This window comes from Siminovitchia jepli, assembly GCF_047228825.1.
GTDB lineage: Bacteria > Bacillota > Bacilli > Bacillales > Bacillaceae_C > Siminovitchia.
Genome location: NZ_JBFEGN010000065.1, coordinates 1 through 22,963, shown reverse-complemented (window position 1 = coordinate 22,963; position 22,963 = coordinate 1). Strand labels below are relative to the sequence as shown.

Sequence of the window (22,963 nt, the reverse complement as noted above, 5' to 3'; positions counted from 1 at the left end):
AACTTGAGCAGTGGATCTCTGGCCTTCCCAACTATATCAAGGCTTATTTGCCAATTTCACTCTGCGAAAGTTGAGTTGTAATATAAATATTTTAAAACATGAGGATTTTTGAAATCGAGTGAAATATAAAATGGAGGAATAAATTTTGGGTGAAGTTTTTTTGGGTTTACTGACAATCAAAGTCATAGTAGGTTTTGCAACTTTATTTTTTATCATTATCATAACAGGCAGAACATCCATCTATCAGTTAAACCCCGTTTCACTTAGTTTTTGTGTTAGTACTTGGAGATTTTTTAGGAAATAACATTTATGAAGATAAGGTAGGGATTTTTCATTTTTTATATGCCATCGGATTGTGGACGTTTCTTATGTTGGGAATAGAGTTTATGACTCTAAAAAATAAATCGACACGTTCTCTCTTATTAGGCAATCCTAACATCATCATTCGAGATGGTGTTATGGACAGAAAGTTACTTACAAAGAACAAATTGGATGTAAATCAAGTATTGAGTATACTCCGTCAAAATAATGTCTTTTCAGTTCGCGAAGTCAAATACGGTATATTGGAAGCTAATGGGCAAATAAGTTTATTATTAAAATCCAAGTATCAAAAACCAGATCTCAATCTTCCAGAAAGTCCAGTAGACCTCCCAACATCGTTAATTATAGATGGGGAAATTTTATGGGATAATTTACATGAACTCGGATTTGATCAACAGTGGTTAGATAACCAATTAACTACCAATGGATATGATAATGTAAAGCGTATACTTTACGCAGATTGGCGAGAGAGTGAAGGCATACATGTAAGTCCTAAATAAAATTTGTTAGGATAAGAGCACATCAATTTTCTTGGTGAATATAAACTTTAGTCTTCAACAATCAGGCGCTTTAATGAAGTAACTAAAGCCTAATTTTTCACTTATAACACCGAGAAATTAGACTTTTTATATTTTGGTTTCCTTAACGTTGTAAATCCGCATTTTCCTGACGCTACCCCTATCTCAAATTTCATACTAACGGTATTGGTTTTATAAACTTGTCGAAAACGCACGGGTTGTTTTTTCTTTGCCGTCGCTGCATTTGCTTGCCAATCAAGGACGTTGCTTCTTAGTCTTTGTTAGGGGATCGCAGGCTGAGAACGCGACCATTGTGTGGAAATAACTGGATGAGTCGCATCCTGCGGACCTAACCCTCATTGATTATAGTTCCACTTTATCCAGTTTGTACGTCGCTAAACGGACCTTACTTTTTTATTAAAAAGAGTTAGAATTGGTTTAATTTTACGCAAAAATGCGCATAGTAAAAGTGAATGAATGAAAGGAGTGATCAATCATGAAAAAAACGCGAAGAAAAACATTTATGGATCTTGTCCAAGAAAATAAGGAAATGCTATTAAGGGATTTGGATGCGCTGGAAAAGATTGAGGACCGCTTGGAGCAAAGGCACGTGAGAAAGCTTTGAAAAAGGGCACATACTTATGATCGTTAGGGCAACAATAACGGAAGAAGGGGGAGAAACATGAAAAATCAATCCAGGAACCAACAACCGTTCACCCCTAACAACCCTGGGGAAAAGCCTGTTGCCATTGATGCAAATAAAGGCAAAAAAATGGCTGATAAAACGGGCCGGCACCCAGATGTTATTCAAACAAAAGGAGAATAGCCTGAACAGGGAGGATGTACAGATTGGCGAATAACAGACCAAAGCCCGATGATCGAAACGACAACGTAGAAAAACTACAGAAAATGGTACACGATACGATTGAAAATATGGAGGCTGCCGAGGAATCGATGCAATTTGCCGAAGGAGAGCATAAGGCACAAATTGAACGCAAGAATGAGCGCCGAAGAGAAAGCATCGAGGGAATGCGGGAAGAAATTAAAGACGAAGCAGCTCAACAAAACAAACAGTCGTAACAAAAAGCCGGTTATGCACCGGCTTTTTGCTCCGTAAAAGAACCGCAAAGAAAAATTCGTCCCATCACCTTTGGGCTTCCTAATTAAATTCATTATTCCCCTGTTAAAACTCAGAAATAATAAACAAGACCAATGTTTAGAACGTTAGAAATCCTGCATCATTTAAGGGAGATTTGCCGGCCAAAAAAGATAAGTAAACCGGAAACCGTCACAACCGATAGAAACATAGAAATCAAAATAGCAATTGAAGTTTGTTTTACAAGTTTTTCATATTTTTGAGCAAATACATACACTCCTGCTCCAACTGGTAAAGCAGACATCAAAACGGATACAATACCCCAAAGTTGGTCGATTTGAAAAACATATATCATTAACAAACATGTAATGACCGGCTGAAAAAATAGTTTTAATATTACAATCGTTGCTATCTCGGATTTATTTATCTTGGATTGCTTGATCAGATGAATCTGGCCTACCAGAGCTAACCCCAATGCAAAAAGAGCGGTCGGACCAGAAGCATCCGCAAGCAATTTTGAAAAAGTTTTAACAAAGTCAGGCAATTTAATATTTAATGCTGCTGACATGATGCCAGCAGTTACTGAAATGGTTAACGGACTCATTATAACGGGTTTAAAGATGCCCCAGAGCATTTTTGAAGCATTTTTTCCTTCACGATTTGCCGCCATTTTTGAGAACTCAATGGCTAGCAGGACTATCGTAATCACGGGAATATTGTGAATTAAAGTGGCAAGGGCAGCGGGTAAAGCGGCCTTTTCTCCAAACGCTGCAATGACTAACGGTATCCCCATATAGCCAGTCGTTCCATATGAGACGTTCATTCCATATATGGATGATGACGGAAGATCCTGTTTAAAGATGACTTTCCCAATGAAAACAGCCAAGATATAGCTTATAAATATTCCACCTAAATTGATTCCAACAAAACCCCAATTGGCTAATTGCTCCACAGGTGCTGTTGCAGTTGAAAGAAAGAGCAGCGCAGGTAATGCAACATAAAATACATAATTATTTAAGCTTTTAGATCCCGATATTGAAACAATGCCAAATTTACCTGCAAGATATCCGCATAGCATAATTCCGAAAACGGGTAAAATGACATCCAATAAAATGTTCAATTTAGCCTTCCGCTTGCTGCTGCACATTCTTTTGCAGTATTTTGTATATCCTGCACCATTCCACCGTTTACAGCTGAAAACATATTACATCCATGTGAGACAGATTGTAAAGCATGCTGGATGCCCAATAACTGATCATGAGCCGAATCGGCTGCCAATTCTGGGTAAATGTCTCCCGCATAACCTAGTTTATTTTTCTTTAGATATGACATTTTCATCATTCCACTCCTTCATTTTTTAATCTTTTTTCAATTCCATTTTATTCCCGCCCTGCCATCATGTAAAATAAACATAAAAGATAATCGGTATTATTTTTATTAATATCAGGAAAGGGAAGATCACATGGATGTTAAAGACCTTGAAATTTTTCAAACCGTAGCAAAACATAAAAGTGTTAGTAAGGCGGCGGCCCAGCTAAACTATGTTCAATCAAATGTAACGAATCGAATTCATAAATTGGAATCTGAACTAGAAACTTTGTTATTTCACCGGAACAACCGGGGTGTAGTAATAACATCAGCAGGTGAAATTCTTTTGGCTTATACAGATAAAATCTTAAATTTGTTTAAAGAGGCAAAGGAGGCGGTAAAAGATCGCGAAATGCCTTCAGGGCCATTGTCGATAGGAGCAACAGACATTACTACTGCGGTACGGCTGCCTTCGGTTCTTTCTTCCTATCATGAACGATATCCTGATGTACATTTGTCTTTAAAAACAGGATCCACTGATGAGTTGGTTAATGAAGTCTTAAATTATAATCTGGACGGGGCATTTATAACTGACTGTATTGATCATCCTAAAATCGTTCAGGAACCACTCATAGAAGAAGAATTAGTTTTTATTATGGGTCCTTCAACCCCGAAAATTGAAAAACTGAAAGATTTACAAAAGCGGACAATACTTGTATTTCGAACAGGATGTACCTATCGGGCTAAGTTAGAACAATGGCTGCGCGAGGAAGGGATTTTTCCGGTCAAAAAGATAGAGTTTGGAACAATTGAAGGAATGTTAGGCTGTGTAAAGGCGGGGTTGGGGGCTGCACTTGTTTCTAGGCGCATCTCGAAACAACTTAAGGATGAGGGAGGTATAGTGTGTTATCCTGTTCCTGAAAAATTTAAGCATGTTACCACAGTTTTTATCAGACGCCGTGATGTTCCTGTTCCCAATGCTTTGGAAAAGTTCTTGGACACGACACGGAAGTGTTTTGGAGAATCGGAATATTAAATACAAAGCTTTAAAAACGGCTTTTAAGCACTTGAAAAAATGAACGCCGGTTGATTCGTTGCTCCAAACCATGATGATGATAAAGAAGATCGGCAAAAAGGAAGCTTGCAAACATTCAGCAGGGGGCAGGGGACCTTCATAAAAAATCTTTCCAATTAGCGGAGAGATTTTTTCATTGCAGGCTTCCGGGCCTTTTTAATGTTGGTTGATATTTCTTAAGAAGACGTACATTAAATGATAAAATGGACATAGTACATACTTTTATTGAGGTGGATCATATGTTTATTTCAGAAAAGAAAATTGAAGTACGCTATGCGGAGACTGACCAAATGGGCGTTGTACATCATTCCAACTATATTATTTGGATGGAGGTTGGGAGAACCCAGCTTATTAAAGATTTAGGTTTTTCTTATGCGGAGATGGAGAAAAGCGGAATCCTCGCACCGATTATTGATGTCAATGTTTCTTATAAAAAGCCGCTTACATATGGAGAAGAAGCGACCATTCAGACTTGGATCGAGAACTATGACGGATTCAAAGTTGTGTACGGTTATGTTGTCCTGAACAAGGATGGTGAAACAGCTGTTTCGGGTACAACCGCCCACGTTTGTGTAAAAAAAGAAACCTTCCGTCCTGTCAGACTGAGTAAAATATTCCCTGATTGGCATGAAGCGTACGAAAGGGCAAAAAAGAAAAACGATCATTAGGAGAGGAAGCAGTGGCTTTTGGGATAACGAGAAAACAGTTGAAGAATTGGAAGAAGCAGATTGACCGGGGGGAAGTTGCTTTTATTACCCATTATTGGCTGGATGACCGTTTTCCGGCGGCTAAAACGGTGACAAAGGTCGGATGCAAAGATATTGAACAGCTTGCCCGCTGGGGAGCGCGTTACGGTTTGAAAAAAGAATGGATACATATCCGCAAGGACGGATATTCCCATTATGACTTGTTGGGGGAAAGGCAAAGAACAATACTCAGAGAGGAGGGAAAGCTTGACCAGCTGGATGTTTTTAAATAGACAAAGGTGCCATACAGCGGCACCTTTTGCTATTCATATCGATAAATCGGCCCATCTGTCTTTTCATCGTAATCCACCAAAAGGTTATGTCCATTGAAATACCAAATATCTCTTTCCTCGATAAAGTATTGGCATCCATCCTTGTGGACGGTTACCGCCGGATCCATTGGCTCTTCTTTATTCATTCCGAGCGAAAAACCTTCATGAAGCGGGCTTGAGCCACCATACCTGACAAAAAAACGGATAAAATCTCCTTCATTTAATTCCATTTCCTGTTTAAACCATTGCACAGCTTTATCGGTGATTTTAATTTCCATGCCGTACCTCCCAAGCGCTAGGATTTGATGCGGGAATGTTCATAAAAGTATTAATGCTGTCTGTGTTTTCATGGGTCCATCCTTTTTTTGCAGCCTGATCAATCGGATATACACGATAATTTTTCTTTCCTTCGTTGGCAGTAAAAGTCGGATGAAAATTTACCTTTTCTATGGTTGACTCGGTATTGCCGGGAATACCCGCCTTTTTTACAGTAATTTCTATCATTCCGCCAATGTCCCTATAATTCTTCTCTTGGCGCGATAAAAAATTGCCCAAGGAATAGATGACGATTCCTTTTTTCCCGTCTTTTTGATTTAAAATTTCAATCGGCTGCAAAACATGCGGATGGTGCCCAAGAATAATGTCTGCCCCGTGATAAATAAATTCATTAGCAAGCCGCTTTTGTTTTTCATTGGGTTCACGGATGTATTCATCTCCCCAGTGCAAGGCGAGGACAACGACGTCCGCATCTTTTTTGGCTTTCTGAATGTCAGAAAGAACTTTATTTTTCTCAAGCTTACTTACTAAATATTCTTTCCCAGCGGGGGCCCGCAGTCCGTTAAAATGTTCAGAGTAGGCCAAAATGGCGAAGCGAATGCCTTTTATAATTACAACCCGCATGCGGGCTTTGTCTTCGGAATTTTTATATGTACCGGTATAATCCATGCCTTTCTTTTCATAGTTGCTTATGGCGTTTAAAATGCCCTTTTCCCCTTGATCAAGGGAATGGTTGTTGGCTGTTGTGACAAAGTCAACCCCTGCATCCTGCAAGGCATCTACAATTTCATACGGGCTGTTAAAACGGGGATAGCCCGAAATGCCAAGCCCCTTGCCTCCCGGAATCGACTCCTGGTTGGCAATCAAGAAATCCGGTTTCTGGAGCAACGGTTTGATGTTGGAAAACATCGGCGAAAAATCATAGCCGTTACCTGAACGTGCATCATGAAATAAATTGTCATGGATGAGGATATCGCCGATTCCCGCTATGGTGGCTTTTGTTTCAAAGCTTTTGGGCTGAAGATTGTTTTCCTTGACAGGCATGGTGTTAAAGCGTTTTTGAATTGTATTGGATTTTTGTTGCTCACTGGCAGCCCAAATAAGAGAAAATACGCAGGCCAGTCCGAAAAAAACGATGAGCCAATATTTTTTATGATGCATGTATAAAACCTTTCTTTCAAAAGATGAATTTGTTATATCCATTTCACTTTAGGCTCGGTTTTATCCCGTATCCGTTTTAAGTTTGCCCTGTGCCGGTAAATGACAAACAATTCCAGGGCTGAAACGACCAATACCAGCACCCAGTCACCGAGAATGACACAATAAATAATGCCGAATAAGCCTGCCACTATCGATGACAATGAAACATATTTTGATATTTTTAGAGTGACTAAAAACCCGATAACGAGAACAATAAATAGCAGCGGCCCATATCCCAGGAGTACTCCTGCCGATGTGGCGACGGCTTTTCCCCCGCGAAAACCGGCGAAAATCGGGAATGTATGTCCAACTACCGCAAAAATGCCCACGAGCAAAGGATGCATCTCCACGCCGAACAGCATGGGCAAAAAAGTGGCTGCCGTTCCTTTTAATATATCCGCTGCTGTTACGGCAATCCCGGCTTTCTTGCCCAATACGCGGAACGTATTGGTTCCCCCCAAATTGCCGCTGCCGTGTTCGCGGATATCGATTCCGTAAAATATTTTTCCGACGATTAAACCCGAAGGAATAGACCCGATCAAGTATGATAATAACATAATAACGATTTGCATCATCAACATTTGCCCCTCTTTCTATTAATCCGCAATGCTTTTTTATTGTACCATGTCCAAATGATAATTGGGTACACGTAATCGCTTGCATGAATAGCAGCAGTGAATTACGATAAGGTTGGACGAGATGTATTGAAGGAGGACATAAAATGGCAATAGAAAATCCGACGAGAGAAGAAATGGGCCAAATACTGAAAAAAGCAAAAAGAATTGCCGTTGTCGGGCTGAGTGATAATCCCGAAAGAACTTCCTATATGGTATCAGAGGCAATGAAAGACGCAGGTTATGAGATTATTCCCGTTAATCCAACTGTTGATGAAGTGTTTGGCATTAAAGCCGTTGATACGTTAAAAGATATTGAAGGACATGTTGATATTGTCAATGTATTCCGGCGTTCGGAATTTCTGCCGGAAATTGCAAAAGAATTCGCTGAAATCGATGCCGATGTATTTTGGGCCCAATTGGGCGTACAAAATGAAGAAGCGTATGAATATTTAAAGAAAAAGGGCTATACCGTCATCATGGATCGCTGCATTAAAGTGGAACATGCCTTAACAAAATAACGAAAAGCGCCAAGCGCCATTGAGCGCTTGTTTTTTTGACGGGCGGCAGCCGACAGGATACTGGGCAATCTCTGGTATCCTTTATTTATTACCCGCATAAGCCTTTATAAACCAGTCGAAATACTTTCGACACAGACACATCCCAAGATCTATTTGCAAAAAGAGATCATCCGGATATACAATAAGACATGCTTGGAAAAATATGATATAGTAAATTAAGCGAACAAACGTTTTGTGACGTAAAGCCCTATGAAAGGGGAATCGAAAATAATGAATGGAAATATGGCAATGATGGAATATAACGAAGATTCGATTCAGGTGCTGGAGGGGCTGGATGCTGTCCGGAAAAGGCCCGGCATGTATATCGGATCGACGGACGCCCGCGGTCTTCACCATCTTGTTTATGAAATTGTCGATAACTCGGTGGATGAAGCATTGGCCGGATATGGCGACCAAATTATCGTTACGCTGCATAAGGATAACAGTGTGAGTGTGGAGGATAAAGGCCGCGGCATGCCTGCCGGAATGCATCAGACAGGAAAGCCTACTACGGAAGTCATATTTACTGTTTTGCATGCAGGCGGGAAGTTCGGCCAAGGAGGCTACAAGACAAGCGGCGGCTTGCATGGCGTCGGTGCATCCGTTGTGAACGCGCTATCCGAATGGCTAGTCGTAACGATTAAACGGGACGGCTTTATATATGAGCAAAAGTTCAAAGATGGAGGCAAACCGGCAACAACTCTTGAAAAGATTGGAACAACAAGGCAAACCGGGACCAAAATTCATTTTAAACCCGATCCGGCTATTTTCAGTACAACAACGTTAAACTTTGAAATCTTAAGCAGCAGGCTTCGTGAATCCGCCTTTTTGTTAAAAGGGCTCATGATTGAGATTCATGATTTGCGAAACGGCCAGCATGAAAAATTCCGCTATGAAAATGGCATTGAAGCCTTTGTGGAATATCTGAATGGTGAAAAAGATGTTCTTCACCCTGTCGTCTCATTTGAAGGAACAGCAAACGACATTGAAGTGGATTTTGCCTTTCAATTTAACGATGGTTTCGCGGAAAACATTTTATCCTTTGTGAACCATGTGCGGACAAAAGATGGCGGTACACATGAAGTGGGGGCGAAAACCGCGATTACAAGAGTCTTCAATGATTTCGCCAGAAAATCAGGAATGCTGAAAGAAAAAGACAAAAACCTGGAAGGCACGGATATAAGGGAAGGTTTGGCCGCCATTATATCAGTAAGAATTCCGGAAGGATTGCTCCAATTTGAAGGACAAACGAAAGGAAAGCTTGGGACAGCCGAGGCAAGGTCTGCTGTCGATACGATCATTTCGGAACAGCTATCCTATTTCTTGGCCGAAAACCCCAATGTAAGCACCATGCTCGTCAAAAAAGCGATAAAAGCAGCCCAGGCCCGGGAAGCCGCCAGAAAGGCACGGGAAGAAGCAAGAAGCGGCAAGCGCAAAAAAAGAAGCGATGCGCTGCTTTCGGGCAAGCTAACGCCGGCCCAGTCGAAAAACCCCCAAAAAAATGAATTGTATTTGGTGGAAGGAGACTCTGCAGGAGGTTCGGCCAAACAAGGAAGAGACCGCAGGTTCCAGGCAGTTCTTCCGCTTCGCGGCAAGGTCATCAATACGGAAAAAGCGAAGCTTCAGGATATATTTAAAAATGAAGAAATCAATACGATTATCCATACGATCGGCGCCGGCGTAGGACCGGAATTTAATTTGGAGGATGTCAATTACGATAAGATCATTATCATGACCGATGCCGACACGGATGGCGCCCATATACAAGTTTTGTTGCTAACCTTCTTTTATCGCTATATGAAGCCGTTGATTGAAGCGGGAAAAGTATTTATTGCGCTCCCGCCCCTTTATAAGGTGAGCAAAGGAACCGGGAAAAAAGCCGTCATAGAATATGCATGGACGGACGATGAATTGGCAGATGTGACGAAAAAAGTCGGCAAAGGATACATGCTGCAAAGGTATAAAGGGCTTGGTGAAATGAATTCGGACCAACTGTGGGAAACGACGATGAACCCGGAAACAAGAACGCTGATCCGGGTGTTGATCGACGATGCGGCAAATGCAGAAAAACGCGTGACCACATTAATGGGCGACAAAGTGGAACCAAGGAGAAAATGGATTGAAAAAAATGTCCAGTTCGGCATGCAGGATGATATGAATATCCTTGAAAATGAGAACTTGACATCAGAAGGGGGAGCGATGGACTTATGACGGCAATGGAAAAATTTCAAGATTTGCCCCTTGAAGAAGTACTGGGTGACCGGTTTGGCCGTTACAGCAAGTACATTATACAGGAACGGGCCCTTCCCGACGCCAGGGACGGCCTTAAGCCGGTGCAGCGCAGAATTTTATATGCCATGCATCATGATGGCAACACTGCCGACAAAGGGTTTAGAAAATCGGCAAAAACAGTGGGGAACGTGATCGGGAACTATCATCCACATGGAGATACATCTGTGTATGAGGCAATGGTCCGGATGAGCCAGGATTGGAAAGTAAGAAACATATTAATTGAGATGCATGGAAATAACGGAAGTATAGACGGCGATCCGGCCGCAGCGATGCGCTACACGGAAGCCCGCCTCTCGGAACTATCCTCGGAACTGCTTCGCGATATCGAGAAAAGAACTGTGGAATTTGTGCCAAATTTTGATGATACATCCTCCGAACCGACCGTACTTCCGGCGCGGTTTCCAAACCTTCTTGTCAATGGCTCCACCGGTATTTCGGCAGGTTATGCAACCGATATTCCCCCTCACCATCTCGGAGAAGTGATCGATGCCGTCATCATGCGAATAGAAAAACCGGGATGCGCCGTCGATGATGTCATGACGGTCATCCAGGGTCCCGACTTCCCTACAGGGGGGATTATTCAAGGCGTGGACGGAATCAAAAAAGCGTATGAGACCGGAAAAGGGAGAATTGTCGTCAGGGGCAAAACGGATATTGAGACGATCCGCGGGGGAAGAAAGCAAATTGTCATTACCGAAATTCCCTACGATGTCAACAAGGCCAATCTTGTCAAAAGGATTGACGAATTCCGTCTGGACCGCAAATTGGAAGGAATCGCGGAAGTCCGGGATGAAACCGACAGAACCGGCCTCCGGATTGTGATTGAGCTAAAAAGGGAAGCGGACGCCGAAGGAATTTTAAATTACTTATTTAAAAACAGCGACCTCCAAGTAACGTATAACTTTAATATGGTGGCCATCCAGGATCAGCGGCCGAAGCTGATGGGGATTCTTGATCTTTTAGATTCCTATATAAAACACCAGAAAGAAGTCGTGACAAACCGTTCCCGCTTTGATTTGGAAAAAGCGCTGGAACGCCAGCATATTGTAGAAGGCCTCATGAAGGCCCTTTCGATTCTTGATGAGGTCATAGCAACGATCCGTGCCTCAAAAGACAAACGCGATGCCAAAGACAACCTCATATTGCAATTCGGTTTTTCCGAAAAGCAGGCTGAGGCCATCGTATCCTTGCAATTGTACCGCCTGACAAATACGGATATTACCGCTTTGCAAAAAGAAGCGGAAGAATTGAAGCAGACGATCCAAAAACTATCCGGGATTTTGGACAGTGAAAAGAAATTATTAAGCGTTATTAAAAAAGAACTAAAAACCATCAAGAAAAAATATGCCGATGAGCGGCGTACATTAATCGAACATGAAATCGAAGATATCAAAATCAATTTGGAAGTCATGATTCCCAATGAGGATGTCATTGTAACGGTCACCAAGGAGGGGTATATAAAAAGAACAAGCATAAGATCCTATTCCGCTTCAAACGGCAGGGATTTGGCAATGAAAGAGCTTGACCGGCTTCTGCTCAAGGAAGAAGTAAATACGGGGGATTCTATCCTCCTGTTCACGAATAAAGGCAATTTCTTATACATTCCCGTCCATGAGCTGCCGGACATCAGGTGGAAAGACATGGGACAGCACATAACTGGCATCATTCCAATAGATCAGGATGAAGAAATCATGAAAGCCATATCCGTTAAAGACTTTCAGGAAGACAAGTTCCTTGTGTTCTTTACAAAGTATGGCATGGTGAAGAAAAGTCCATTGAAGCTTTATCAGCCGCAGCGTTACTCCAAACCGCTCGTGGCGGTCAATCTCCGGGAAAACGATTCTGTCATCAATGTTCAAATATCAAGTGGATCGGATGACATTTTTATCGTCACGAATTTCGGTTACAGCCTCTTATTTGATGAAGCCGAGGTCAACCCGATTGGGGCCCGTGCGCTTGGCGTAAAAGGAATTGACTTGAAGGATATGGATTTTGTTGCGGGTGCTGAAGTCATAAAAGCAGAAACGGACCCTGCCGTTGTGATTGTGACAAACCGCGGGGCGGTCAAAAAAATGAAGGTGGCAGACATTGAAAAGGGCGGACGTGCCAAAAGGGGTGCTGTCTTGCTCCGGGAGTTAAAAAGCAACCCGCACCGGGTTATTGGACTGGCCGTTTTGTACGAAAACAAGCAGGTCCATGTTTTGACCGAAAAAGGGAAGATTGAGATACTCCAGCCTACTGCGCTTAAGTTTAATGACCGGTATTCCAACGGATCGTTTTTAATAGATGAAAAGGAATATGGGAATTCAATAGAAATATGGGAAGATGCAGAACCCATACAAGGTTAAAACAGCCTTTTTGCTTAAGGCTGTTTTTATTTGAGAACAAAATGTTATAAATATACTATTGAATTAATTTTTATACAGAGTATAATATATAACATCTAAAAGAAAAGGGAGAATTTGGTGTGGACCACGTTTTAAGGAAGTGTTGTCAGTGAAGGCGGGAATTATCGGAGCAACTGGGTATGGGGGAGCGGAGCTGCTGAGAATTTTACAATCTCACCCGGTTTTTACCATATCTGCAGTATATTCATCATCACAGCAAGGAAGGGAAATTGCTTCCCACTATCCTCATTTGTCGCATCTTTCTTTGACATTGGATGAAATCAATCCGGCAAAGATTGCCAAACAAACGGATATTGTATTTTTGGCGGTGCCTTCCGGAATCTCTGCTGAAATGGCCCCCTCCCTTTTGGAGGCAGGGTGTACGGTCATTGATTTATCGGGTGACTTCCGGTTAAAAAATATAGATCAATATGAGAAGTGGTATAAAAAGAAACCGGCTCCGAAGCAATGGGTAGATCAGGCGGTTTATGCCATGCCGGAAGTGAACCGGCCGGCCATTACCAGGGATACAAAATTTATCTCCAATCCCGGCTGTTACCCGACGGCGACACTGCTTGGACTGGCGCCGGTTGTGCAAAACAACCTGGCTGCAGAGGGCTCCATAATCATTGACGCCAAATCAGGTGTTTCCGGCGCCGGACAAACAGCCAGCTTCGGAACGATTTACAACGAACTAAATGAAAACTTCAAAATATACAAAGTAAATCAACACCAACACATCCCGGAGATTGAACAGATGTTATTCAGCTGGGGATATGAAACCCCGATCACGTTCAGTACCCATCTCGTTCCGATGACCCGGGGCATTATGTCAACGATATATGTATCACTTGCATCATCCATAGACCAGTCGTCCATCGAGGCATTATATACAGACTTTTATAAAAACGAACCATTTGTCCGCATCAGGAAGAACGGAATTTTTCCTGCAACAAAAGAAGTTTTCGGATCCAATTTTTGCGATATCGGACTTTCTCTGGATAATCGGACCGGCAGGTTAACGGTTGTATCGGTGATCGACAATCTCATGAAGGGAGCCGCCGGACAGGCGGTGCAAAACGCTAACATTATATGCGGACTGGAAGAAACAGCGGGGCTGCAATTTTCTCCCGTTTATCCGTAAATGTGGAGGTGCGCAAGCATGAATAAAATAATGGTCATAAAGTTCGGCGGCAGCATGATTGACGCTCTATCCGAACAATTTTATGAAGGAATTAAAAAACTGAAAGAAAGCGGCTGGCACCCTTTCATTGTTCATGGGGGAGGACCGGCCATTAATCAAATGCTTAACAGCCTAAAAATAGAATCCGGGTTTCATAACGGCTTAAGAAAAACGACGGAACAAGTGATGGATGTTGTCGAGATGGTTTTATCCGGATCGATGACAAACAGGATCGTCAGAAACTTAACCAAGCACGGGCTTCCTGCCATCGGAATGACCGGTTTTGATGGACATTTGCTCCAAGCAAAGGCGATCGATTATGAAAAGCTCGGCTATGTTGGTGAAATCACATATGTAAATAAAGATCTGCTTCTAAATGTAATGTCGCTGGGAATGATTCCGGTCATTTCACCGATTGCGCCCGGGGCCGACGGCAAGAGCTGTTACAATATTAACGCCGATACGGCTGCCGGCGCCATTGCCACTGCCGTAGAAGCTGAAAAATTACTATTTGTAACAGATGTTCCCGGCATTTTAAAGGAACAGCAATTAATAGAAGAAGCGACCAAATCGGAAATCATCGAATTGATTAATGATGGAACGATCACGGGTGGAATGATTCCAAAAGTAAAAGCCGCCATGCACTGTTTGGACGGGGGAATGTCCGAAGTCATGATCGTAAGCGGAAACGCCAATATCGTAAATGGCGAAAAAATTATTGGAACGATGATAAAGGGAGAATTGGAGGCATTCCCATATGTCACATCTGTTTAACACTTACGCAAGATGGGATGTAGAAATCTCATCCGGACAAGGGACAAAAGTCATTGATACGAGCGGTAAAGAATATTTGGACTTTACTTCCGGGATCGGTGTATGTAATTTGGGACATTGCCATCCGGAGGTCGTTGGGCCGGTTCGGGAACAATTATCAAAACTGTGGCATACTTCCAACTTGTTTCAAAGCTCATTGCAGGAACAAGTGGCGGAACTGCTGGTCAATCATTCTTGCGGAGATTTGGTGTTTTTTGCAAACAGCGGGGCGGAAGCCAATGAAGCAGCCATTAAATTGGCCCGCAAGTTTACCGGGAAGCCGAAAATTATTACGTTTCTCCAATCATTTCATGGAAGGACGCTTGGAACGATTGCCGCAACAGGACAGGATAAAGTAAAGACCGGATTTGGACCGATGCTTGAAACATTCCAACATGTGCCGTATAACGATATCGAAGCGGTTAAGGAAGCGATTGATGAACAAACGGCGGCAGTCATGCTTGAGGTCGTTCAAGGCGAGGGCGGGGTGATCCCTGCTGATCCGAATTTTATTAAAAAGCTGGAACAAGTTTGTTTTGATAACGAAGTTTTGCTCATAATCGACGAAGTTCAAACGGGTATCGGAAGAACCGGTAAACCATTTGCCTACCAGCATTACAACATTTCACCGGATATCATTACATCAGCGAAGGGTCTCGGAAACGGCATGCCTGTTGGGGCCATGATTGGAAAGAAAAAGTTAAGCACGGCATTTGGACCGGGCAGCCACGCCAGTACATTTGCCGGAGGACCGCTTGTGATGACGGCTGCCAAAGCGACCCTTGGCATCGTTTTTCAGGATAGCTTCCTTCAGGAAGTGGAGAAAAAGGCGTTTTTCTTTGCGGAAAAATTAACGGAAATGAAGCCCCGGCTTGATGGTTTGGCCGACATTCGCCATAAAGGGTTCATGTTCGGTCTGGAATTCAACAAAGATGCGGGTTCACTTGTAACCAAACTTAGAGCGCACGGCCTGCTGGCTTTAAACGCCGGACCAAACGTGTTAAGAATGCTCCCTCCTTTAACGGTTTCATACGGGGAACTGGAGGAAGCGTTGAATATAATCGAGAAAACAGGTTCATTTTTTTGTTAATAATGCATAAAAATTCAATTTAGAAAATAAAAATACGAAAGCGGGGAGAGGAAAAATGAAAGGATCCTTAATGCTCGCTAATGGTGAACAGTTTACAGGCCAGTGGCATGGAAAAAAGGGTGATTTCTTTGGGGAAATCATTTTTTATACGGGCATGGGAAGGCTTCAGGAATTTATAACAGACCCGGCCACCCGGGGAAAATTGGTGGCAGCCACCTTTCCGGGAATATTAAATGCCGGAATCGATAAAGAGAATTTTGAAAGCAGAAAGATTCAAATTAGCGGATTGATTATCCAAGATGATTTATCCATACTGCCCAATGACAGTTTGTTTAAAGAATTGATAACGGCCGGTGTGCCCGTTTTATCTGGTGCAGATACCCGGGCTATCGTCAAAAAGGTAAAATATGCCGGGGAAATGCCTGCTGTTTTGACACCGAATCATAGGTCCTGCCTGTTTCCTGCCCAAAGGGAAGAAGGGATATCGGAAACGAAAAAGATGGAAACGGTCCTGAAAAATGGGAAAAACCATATCGTCATCGTTGATTTCGGGTATAAAAAGTCCTTGCTGAAAATTCTTGAAAAAAACGGCTGCAAAGTGACGATAGTTCCTTACGACATATCAAAAAAACAGATGGATTCCCTGAATCCGGACGGCTTAATCTTCTCAGGTGGATACGGAAATCCATTTTCATGGGAAAAATACTTAAATGAATATAAGCAAATGGCTGTAAGCTGCCCGGTTCTGGCCTTTGGTCTCGGGCATCAGGTTTTGGCGCTTTCTTTCGGCGGCCATGTAGAAAAAATGCGGACGGGACACAGAAGCTTTAAAGAGCCGGTCATTGATTCAACTACGAAAAACGTATATATGTCTGTTCAAAATCACGGATATGCCGTCCAAGACAAACCATTAAACAAAAACGAGTGGCGCATTTCGTTTAAAAATGTTCATGATGGAACAATTGAGGGGCTTATTCATGAACACTATCCGATTGCGACATACCAATTTCACCCGGATTGTTATGATAGTCCGTTGAATGCGGTGATATTTCAAGCGTTTTTCCATCATCTAGATGAAAGCAAAGGAGCAAGAGTGTATGCCTAAGAGGAATGACATCAAGAAAGTACTAGTCATCGGTTCCGGGCCGATCGTGATCGGCCAGGCAGCCGAGTTTGATTATGCCGGAACGCAAGCATGCATGGCGCTCAAAGAAGAAGGCTGCGAAGTTGTTTTGGTCAATAACAATCCGGCCACAATCATGACAGATGAACAGTTTGCCCAAACGGTATACTTTGAACCGTTAACCGTCAAAAGCATCACCGAAATCATCAAAAAGGAAAGGCCGGACGGCATTCTTGGAACACTTGGAGGGCAGACTGGCCTCAACCTTACAGTAGAGTTATATAAACGGGGTATTCTCGAGCAATATCATGTGAAAGTGTTGGGTACATCGCCAGAGTCGATTATTCAGGGTGAGGATCGCCAGGCTTTCCGCGCATTAATGCATGAGCTGAAGGAACCTGTTCCGGAAAGCGAAATCATCCATACGGTCGAGGAAGCTGCCGAATTCGCAGAGAAACAGGGCTATCCCATTATCATTCGTCCGGCCTATACGCTTGGCGGCGGTGGAGGAGGCATTGTCAACAATTTTGAAGAACTTCTAGCCGTTGTCCAAAAAGGGCTGGATTCTAGTCCGATTACCCAATGCCTGATTGAAAAGAGCATCGCCGGCTACAAAGAAATAGAATTTGAAATGGTGCGGGATGCAAATGATACGTGCATCGCCATCTGCAGCATGGAAAATTTCGATCCGGTTGGAGTCCACACCGGGGATTCGATCGTTATAGCACCGCAGCAAACCCTTTCCGACAAGGAATTTGCTACGCTGTACAAATCGGCAGTAAAAATAATTCGAGCACTGGGAATTGTCGGCGGCTGCAACATTCAATTTGCCCATGATCCTCACACCGATCAATATTATTTGATTGAAGTGAATCCTCGTCTGAGCCGTTCTTCTGCCCTTGCCTCAAAAGCAACGGGTTATCCCATTGCAAGAATAGCCGCCAAACTCGGCTTGGGCTATCATCTGCATGAATTGATCAATCCGGTTACCGGCACCACATTTGCCAGTTTGGAACCGGTTGTGGATTATACGGTCGTAAAAATGCCCCGTTGGGCTTTCGATAAATTTCCCCAGGCAAAGCGCAAGTTAGGCACCCAAATGAAGGCAACGGGAGAAATTATGGCGATTGACAGGCTGTTGCCTGCAGCTTTTCAAAAAGCCGTCAGGTCCCTTGAATTAAAAACATGCGGCCTGGAACTGGAAGGGTTGGACTCCTATACGGATCATCAATTATGGGCCTCGGTTTCAGATGCGGATGACGTACGCTTGTTCGCCATACTAGAGCTCATGAGGAGAGGCGTTTCAAGCGGGGACATTCATGAATCGACCCAGATTAATATGTATTTTCTTGATTGCCTGAAGGAGCTCGTTCAATTGGAAGCCGCTGCCAAACAAGAAAGCATGGAAAAAGTGTCATCTGAATTTTTAAGGAACCTTAAGGAAAAAGGATTTTCCGATCAATGGCTTGCAAAAATATGGAATACAACTCTTGCCGAAGTACGGGAAAAACGGATAAAAGAAAAAATTACACCGGTTTTTCAAATGGTTGATTCCTGCGCGGGAGAATTTCCGGCCGCGGCCCCTTACTTTTATTCCACATGGAAAGGGGAAGGGGATGTCGTCAAAAACAATACGAAGCGCAAAGTAGCCATCATCGGCTCGGGACCTGTCAGAATCGGCCAGGGAATCGAGTTTGACTATTGTACGGTCCATGCAGCGTTATCCTTGAAAAAGGCAGGGTTTAAGACGATTTTAATCAACAATAATCCCGGTACGGTCAGCACGGATTTCCAAATCGCCGATCGCCTTTACTTTGAACCGCTTCATTTGGAGGACGTTGTAAATATATTGCAGTATGAGCAACCTGACGGCGTGATTGTACAGCTTGGCGGACAGACGGCCATTAATTTGGCGAATGGCCTCGAAAGCTTTGGTTTTCCGCTATTGTCGATCTCCCAAGATCAAATAGACAAGGTGGAGGACAGGGAAAAATTTTATCAGCTTTTACAAGAGCTTTCCATTCCCCATATTCCAGGATTGACAGCTTGTAATGAAGCTGAATTGCTGGAGAAAAGCGAAAGCATCGGCTTCCCTGTTTTATTAAGGCCCTCTTACGTCATAGGCGGGCAGGGAATGATTATTATCCATAGTAAAGAAGAATTGGCGTCATATAAAAATTCAATTCAATTCCCGGTATTGATCGATGCATATTATAAAGGAATTGAAATTGAAATTGACGCTTTATCAGACGGAAAAAAAGTAATGATTCCTGCATATTTCGAACATATTGAAAAGGCGGGAGTTCATTCGGGGGACAGCATTACGGTTACACCGCCCGTTCATATAGATCACCGCTTAAAAGAAACGATTTTTTCCTATACAAAGAAAATAGCGAAGAAATTAGCTTTTAAAGGGATATTGAATGTCCAATTCGTTGTTTATGAAGGGACTGTGTATGTGCTGGAAGTAAATCCGCGGGCATCCAGAACAGTGCCGATCGTGAGCAAGATCACAGGTATCAATTTGATTGACGAATGTGTAAAAATATTAACCGGTTCTGCATTGACGATTGAATTTCCACATCAACAACCATTTTACACGGTGAAACACCCAATTTTTTCCACAGGAAAGCTTGAAGGAGTGGATCCGGTTCTGACGCCCGAAATGAAATCAACCGGTGAATTGATTTCCATCGGAAGCACTGTTGATGAAGCAATGGCCAAAGCAGTCCTATGGAATGAATATATTGCAAATGCCGGACAGCCCGTATTTTTCGTGGATGAATGCGGGGACCGGGAACAATTGATCAAATTCATCCGCGGGTCCGGCTTTGAGGCCGTAACGGGAACGGAAGAAATGTCGTTCACCGATTGGGTCAAACAGCAAAGGGGAGGCATATTGGTCAGCCCCGGCCATTCAGACCAATCGGTTGAGAATCGGAAAATCGCATCATTGGCCCAAGTCAATATATTGACTGAAATCGAGACGCTGGAAGCCCATTTATTAGGGCTGCAGCAACAAGTAAGCAAGCCGAAGTCATTACAAGACTGGCTTGGAAATTATGAAAAGGATGTGGTGACATCATGATTGCGTCACAAGTGAGCCTGAAAGGAAAGCATTTACTTACATTGGCTGATTTGTCAAAACAAGAAATCATGCAATTAATCATGGATGCCATAAATCTGAAAGAAATGCAGAAGAAAGGGGAACATCACCAATACTTAAAAGGAAAATCGCTTGCGATGATATTTGAAAAATTGTCTACAAGGACGCGGGTTTCCTTTGAGGTTGGGATGACGCAGCTCGGAGGGCATGCCCTGTTTTTGGGCCGCAACGATCTTCAGATGGGAAGGGGAGAGACCATCGAGGATACAGCCAAAGTTCTCTCACGCTATGTAGACGGCATTATGATCCGTACGTATGATCATGATATGGTTGTTAAATTGGCTGCAAACTCTGGCGTACCGGTTATAAACGGGTTGACGGACGACTATCATCCCTGTCAGGTACTGGCCGATTTAATGACGCTTTACGAAGAAAAAGGAAACTTGGAAGGAAAAAAGCTTGCGTATATCGGTGACGGAAATAATATGGCCCATTCTCTAATGATCGGCTGTGCCAAAACAGGCGTCAACTGCTCCATTGCCGCACCAAAAGGATATGAGCCCAAAAAATCAATCACTGAAGCGGCTATGAAATTTGCTGAAGAAACAGGAGCAATCATTAAAGTGACAAACGATCCATTTGATGCCGTAACGGGAGCTGACGCAGTTTATACAGACGTATGGACAAGTATGGGATGGGAAGAAGAACAGCAGGAAAGGGAAAAGGCATTCCAACAATTCCAAGTGAACAGCGAGCTTATGTCACATGCGAAGCCGGATGCCATATTCCTTCATTGTTTGCCGGCCCATCGCGGGGAGGAAGTGACTGCGGAAGTCATTGATGGACCGCAATCCGTCGTTTTTGACGAAGCCGAAAACCGCCTTCATGCCCAAAAAGCAGTATTGGCAGCACTGATGGCAGATTAATGTAAAATCAAAAGATGCATCACCCCTTTTAGGCAAAAGCCATATGATGTAATAAGAACATGAATATGAAGGGGGAGGTGCATCGTGAACAAATCGCAAGCGAAACAGTTTTCTGTCACCATTTTGCCTCCTGCAACGGTTTACCATCCTGTAGACGGGCGTAAATATACATTCATCTTATCGGATTATTCATCAAATCAATATCTGGCCATCGGCTACAAGTATGAATTAAACTTGTTAAACGTTAATCACCAGCAGGAAGATATTTTAACAGCCGAATGGAGGCCCGAGCTCGGAGAATACATTCTGAAAGGCAAAATGTATTTGGACGACAAGGAAAAAGATGAATTTACGATCCGTGAAAAGTGTAAACAATATGAAAAGATACTGCCGGAAATCATTTCTTTTATGATAAATGCCGACAGATTATTTTATACCCATGTACCATGGCTGCTCGACGCACCCATTTATGTAAAATTTTATTCTTTACATCATCATGTTCGTTCTACACAATTTATGGGGACGCCGCGGCAATATTTGAACAACATAAAAACACAGGCCAGCTTGTAACCTGTCTTTTTATTTTTTTATCTTGTCTCACTATTTAAAGTATACTTTTGTTATGAGACAAAAGTATATTTTGCCAGTTAACTTCCCATAATAAATATTATGTTCGGGGCGTTAAATTGAAGAAGAAAAAGCTTACTCTATCCTGTGCTTATAATTTGCCCTTTTCACACTTTCAAGATCAATAAATTGCACACTATATTCAATCACATCGTTTATGTATAATTCGTTCTTCTTTGCAAATTCTTTTACAGCATCGAGTAAATCTTTATCATAAGTAGTTTTAAATTGTACTCGATCTTTTGGCCGGGTTTTCTTATTAAAAGAAATCCCTCCAGAAGATAATACCGTTTTTAATCCGCTTTCGAATAAATAATTAATATGCGTGTTATGTTTTTCTGCCAATTCTTCCAACTGATTGAGAATCATTTTACTGATATTCGTTCTAAATTTAACCCTTGATTTATCGGTTAGTTGAATTAACTTACCATCAATCAGTTTCCACATAAAGAACCAACTCCTGTCGATTATTTGTTTATTTTATGTATTTCCATAAATTCCTTTTTATGTTTAATAAAACAGTCATTTACATTTTCATAGATAATACTTGCTAATTTGGGAAGTTCATATTTTCCCTTAACCCATACACGATATATATTTTTATTGGTTTTCGTTAATTCGGTAGTAATCTCTGAACGCAGCGTCCAAGATTTAAATACTGTTAAAAGCGCGTGAGCAAACCTTCGGCTTCCAGTTGTTACATTCATAACATATCCTCTTTTTTGTACCCAGCCGTCCCCGTCAATAACACCTCTTATAAAGGATGGCAAGTATTCTTTCGGTACATCCGGGAATGGTACGTTAAAAGATTTATTTGCGGTAATACCCATGTTTTCAAGGTCTTTTTTTATTTCTTTTGAATTAATAATCAATGTTGGTGTTGATTTTGTCGGTCCATTTGCTCCCAGCACATAATCTGCGTCCATATATTTTGCAACAAGCCGCAAAATCCTTTCCTCTTTTTGGGCAAATATAATGCTGTGAGTACGGGTGCTGACGTGACCATCCGTAATAAACAACCCTAAAACCCAGGCCATTTCATCTGTCCAGCTCTTAAAGAAGTCTTGATTTACTTTGTGCTTCCTTGGCTGGCCTGAAAATTGTTTTCGGTTCATTTCAATTCCGTGCTTATACATTACATTCCTGATGGCACGATCCGATAAACCCGTAATGGGCTGCATTTCTTTATAAGACATGCCGCTTTTATACATATTGATAATCATCTCATCTGTCATACCCGGATTTCTTACCAACAGTAAAACTCCTTCCAAAAAATATTATTTGCAAGGGTCTGAGATGTTATATTTATTATACCAAACATTTGTTTGATATGCAAGCTTACGCTATCGTAATTCAGCTTTGAGGAGTAAATTTATGTTTTTTAGTCCTTAAAACAGAAAATGCACTTATCCACAGATGTAAAAATTTAC

Annotated in this window: 24 protein-coding genes and 1 pseudogene; 18 read left to right on the top strand and 7 right to left on the bottom strand. The window is 42.4% G+C overall.

The features are described 5' to 3' along the window. Positions 1–272 precede the first annotated feature (272 nt). The 5 genes and pseudogenes from AB1L08_RS16930 to tlp form a co-directional block, all read left to right on the top strand. Positions 273–326 (top strand): annotated as a pseudogene (locus AB1L08_RS16930) (hypothetical protein); the annotation flags it as partial. A 60-nt stretch (positions 327–386) separates the two neighbouring features. After that, entirely contained in the window at positions 387–821 is a 435-nt protein-coding gene (locus AB1L08_RS16925; RefSeq protein ID WP_072557218.1) for a DUF421 domain-containing protein, read from the top strand. 514 nt (positions 822–1,335) lie between these two features. Further along, complete coding sequence (locus AB1L08_RS16920) at positions 1,336–1,464, top strand: FbpB family small basic protein (RefSeq protein ID WP_413065831.1); 129 nt, start codon at positions 1,336–1,338, stop codon at positions 1,462–1,464. 57 nt (positions 1,465–1,521) lie between these two features. Beyond that, positions 1,522–1,665 carry a small acid-soluble spore protein N gene (sspN, locus tag AB1L08_RS16915; protein ID WP_077113431.1) on the top strand — a complete coding sequence of 48 codons (144 nt, stop codon included), beginning with the start codon at positions 1,522–1,524 and terminating at the stop codon, positions 1,663–1,665. Positions 1,666–1,688: 23 nt separating this feature from the next. Then, a complete protein-coding gene (gene tlp / locus AB1L08_RS16910) occupies positions 1,689–1,919 on the top strand; it encodes a small acid-soluble spore protein Tlp (protein WP_413065830.1) in 231 nt (76 codons plus the stop codon). A gap of 158 nt (positions 1,920–2,077) precedes the next feature. On the opposite strand, the gene AB1L08_RS16905 is transcribed toward tlp, so the two are convergent. Together AB1L08_RS16905 and AB1L08_RS16900 are read right to left on the bottom strand one after the other, a co-directional pair. Beyond that, positions 2,078–3,055, bottom strand: a complete 978-nt coding sequence (locus tag AB1L08_RS16905) for an AEC family transporter (protein ID WP_413065829.1) — start codon at positions 3,053–3,055, stop codon at positions 2,078–2,080. Continuing rightward, entirely contained in the window at positions 3,052–3,273 is a 222-nt protein-coding gene (locus AB1L08_RS16900) for a hypothetical protein (protein WP_413065828.1), read from the bottom strand. Before AB1L08_RS16900 ends, AB1L08_RS16905 begins: the two co-directional genes overlap by 4 nt. Positions 3,274–3,397: 124 nt before the next feature. Here AB1L08_RS16900 and AB1L08_RS16895 point away from each other — a divergent pair, with 124 nt between their 5' ends. The 3 genes from AB1L08_RS16895 (at position 3,398) to AB1L08_RS16885 (ending at position 5,297) form a co-directional block, all read left to right on the top strand. Further along, positions 3,398–4,279 carry a LysR family transcriptional regulator gene (locus AB1L08_RS16895; RefSeq protein ID WP_413065827.1) on the top strand — a complete coding sequence of 294 codons (882 nt, stop codon included), beginning with the start codon at positions 3,398–3,400 and terminating at the stop codon, positions 4,277–4,279. Positions 4,280–4,557: 278 nt separating this feature from the next. After that, positions 4,558–4,986, top strand: coding sequence for an acyl-CoA thioesterase (locus tag AB1L08_RS16890; RefSeq protein ID WP_413065826.1), 429 nt, complete (start codon positions 4,558–4,560; stop codon positions 4,984–4,986). Positions 4,987–4,997: 11 nt separating this feature from the next. After that, the gene (locus AB1L08_RS16885) at positions 4,998–5,297 is read left to right on the top strand and encodes a hypothetical protein (protein WP_413065825.1); all 300 of its coding nucleotides are present in this window, start codon (positions 4,998–5,000) and stop codon (positions 5,295–5,297) included. A 29-nt stretch (positions 5,298–5,326) separates the two neighbouring features. Here the strand turns inward: AB1L08_RS16885 and AB1L08_RS16880 are convergent, their stop codons facing one another. The 3 genes from AB1L08_RS16880 to plsY are packed head-to-tail and all read right to left on the bottom strand — an operon-like array spanning position 5,327 to position 7,384. Then, positions 5,327–5,614, bottom strand: coding sequence for a HesB/YadR/YfhF family protein (locus tag AB1L08_RS16880; protein ID WP_413065824.1), 288 nt, complete (start codon positions 5,612–5,614; stop codon positions 5,327–5,329). Next, positions 5,604–6,773, bottom strand: coding sequence for a CapA family protein (locus AB1L08_RS16875; protein WP_413065823.1), 1,170 nt, complete (start codon positions 6,771–6,773; stop codon positions 5,604–5,606). The genes AB1L08_RS16880 and AB1L08_RS16875 overlap by 11 nt, the downstream gene beginning before the upstream one ends. Before the next feature lie 32 nt (positions 6,774–6,805). Continuing rightward, on the bottom strand, positions 6,806–7,384 hold the full coding sequence (plsY, locus tag AB1L08_RS16870) for a glycerol-3-phosphate 1-O-acyltransferase PlsY (RefSeq protein WP_413065832.1): 579 nt from the start codon (positions 7,382–7,384) through the stop codon (positions 6,806–6,808). 149 nt (positions 7,385–7,533) lie between these two features. Between plsY and AB1L08_RS16865 the strand changes: the two genes are divergently transcribed. The 10 genes from AB1L08_RS16865 (at position 7,534) to AB1L08_RS16820 (ending at position 21,476) form a co-directional block, all read left to right on the top strand. Further along, entirely contained in the window at positions 7,534–7,947 is a 414-nt protein-coding gene (locus AB1L08_RS16865; protein ID WP_413065822.1) for a CoA-binding protein, read from the top strand. A 270-nt stretch (positions 7,948–8,217) separates the two neighbouring features. Beyond that, complete coding sequence (gene parE / locus AB1L08_RS16860) at positions 8,218–10,197, top strand: DNA topoisomerase IV subunit B (RefSeq protein WP_413065821.1); 1,980 nt, start codon at positions 8,218–8,220, stop codon at positions 10,195–10,197. Continuing rightward, positions 10,194–12,626 carry a DNA topoisomerase IV subunit A gene (gene parC, locus AB1L08_RS16855; protein ID WP_413065820.1) on the top strand — a complete coding sequence of 811 codons (2,433 nt, stop codon included), beginning with the start codon at positions 10,194–10,196 and terminating at the stop codon, positions 12,624–12,626. The genes parE and parC overlap by 4 nt, the downstream gene beginning before the upstream one ends. A 142-nt stretch (positions 12,627–12,768) precedes the next feature. Further along, positions 12,769–13,809, top strand: coding sequence for an N-acetyl-gamma-glutamyl-phosphate reductase (argC, locus tag AB1L08_RS16850; protein WP_413065819.1), 1,041 nt, complete (start codon positions 12,769–12,771; stop codon positions 13,807–13,809). Positions 13,810–13,827: 18 nt separating this feature from the next. Further along, complete coding sequence (gene argB, locus AB1L08_RS16845) at positions 13,828–14,622, top strand: acetylglutamate kinase (RefSeq protein ID WP_413065818.1); 795 nt, start codon at positions 13,828–13,830, stop codon at positions 14,620–14,622. Then, the gene (gene argD / locus AB1L08_RS16840) at positions 14,606–15,751 is read left to right on the top strand and encodes an acetylornithine transaminase (RefSeq protein WP_413065817.1); all 1,146 of its coding nucleotides are present in this window, start codon (positions 14,606–14,608) and stop codon (positions 15,749–15,751) included. The genes argB and argD overlap by 17 nt, the downstream gene beginning before the upstream one ends. A gap of 55 nt (positions 15,752–15,806) precedes the next feature. Continuing rightward, a complete protein-coding gene (locus tag AB1L08_RS16835) occupies positions 15,807–16,856 on the top strand; it encodes a carbamoyl phosphate synthase small subunit (RefSeq protein ID WP_413065816.1) in 1,050 nt (349 codons plus the stop codon). Continuing rightward, positions 16,849–19,962, top strand: coding sequence for a carbamoyl-phosphate synthase (glutamine-hydrolyzing) large subunit (gene carB, locus AB1L08_RS16830; protein WP_413065815.1), 3,114 nt, complete (start codon positions 16,849–16,851; stop codon positions 19,960–19,962). The genes AB1L08_RS16835 and carB overlap by 8 nt, the downstream gene beginning before the upstream one ends. Beyond that, positions 19,959–20,906, top strand: a complete 948-nt coding sequence (argF, locus tag AB1L08_RS16825) for an ornithine carbamoyltransferase (RefSeq protein WP_413065814.1) — start codon at positions 19,959–19,961, stop codon at positions 20,904–20,906. Before carB ends, argF begins: the two co-directional genes overlap by 4 nt. An 84-nt stretch (positions 20,907–20,990) precedes the next feature. Beyond that, positions 20,991–21,476 (top strand): staygreen family protein, encoded by a 486-nt coding sequence (locus tag AB1L08_RS16820; RefSeq protein WP_413065813.1) that lies wholly within the window; start codon positions 20,991–20,993, stop codon positions 21,474–21,476. Between the two features lie 132 nt (positions 21,477–21,608). On the opposite strand, the gene AB1L08_RS16815 is transcribed toward AB1L08_RS16820, so the two are convergent. Continuing rightward, the gene (locus AB1L08_RS16815; RefSeq protein WP_413065812.1) at positions 21,609–21,980 is read right to left on the bottom strand and encodes an rRNA methyltransferase; all 372 of its coding nucleotides are present in this window, start codon (positions 21,978–21,980) and stop codon (positions 21,609–21,611) included. Positions 21,981–22,000: 20 nt separating this feature from the next. Beyond that, positions 22,001–22,786 (bottom strand): LAGLIDADG family homing endonuclease, encoded by a 786-nt coding sequence (locus AB1L08_RS16810; protein WP_413065811.1) that lies wholly within the window; start codon positions 22,784–22,786, stop codon positions 22,001–22,003. Positions 22,787–22,963 lie beyond the last annotated feature (177 nt).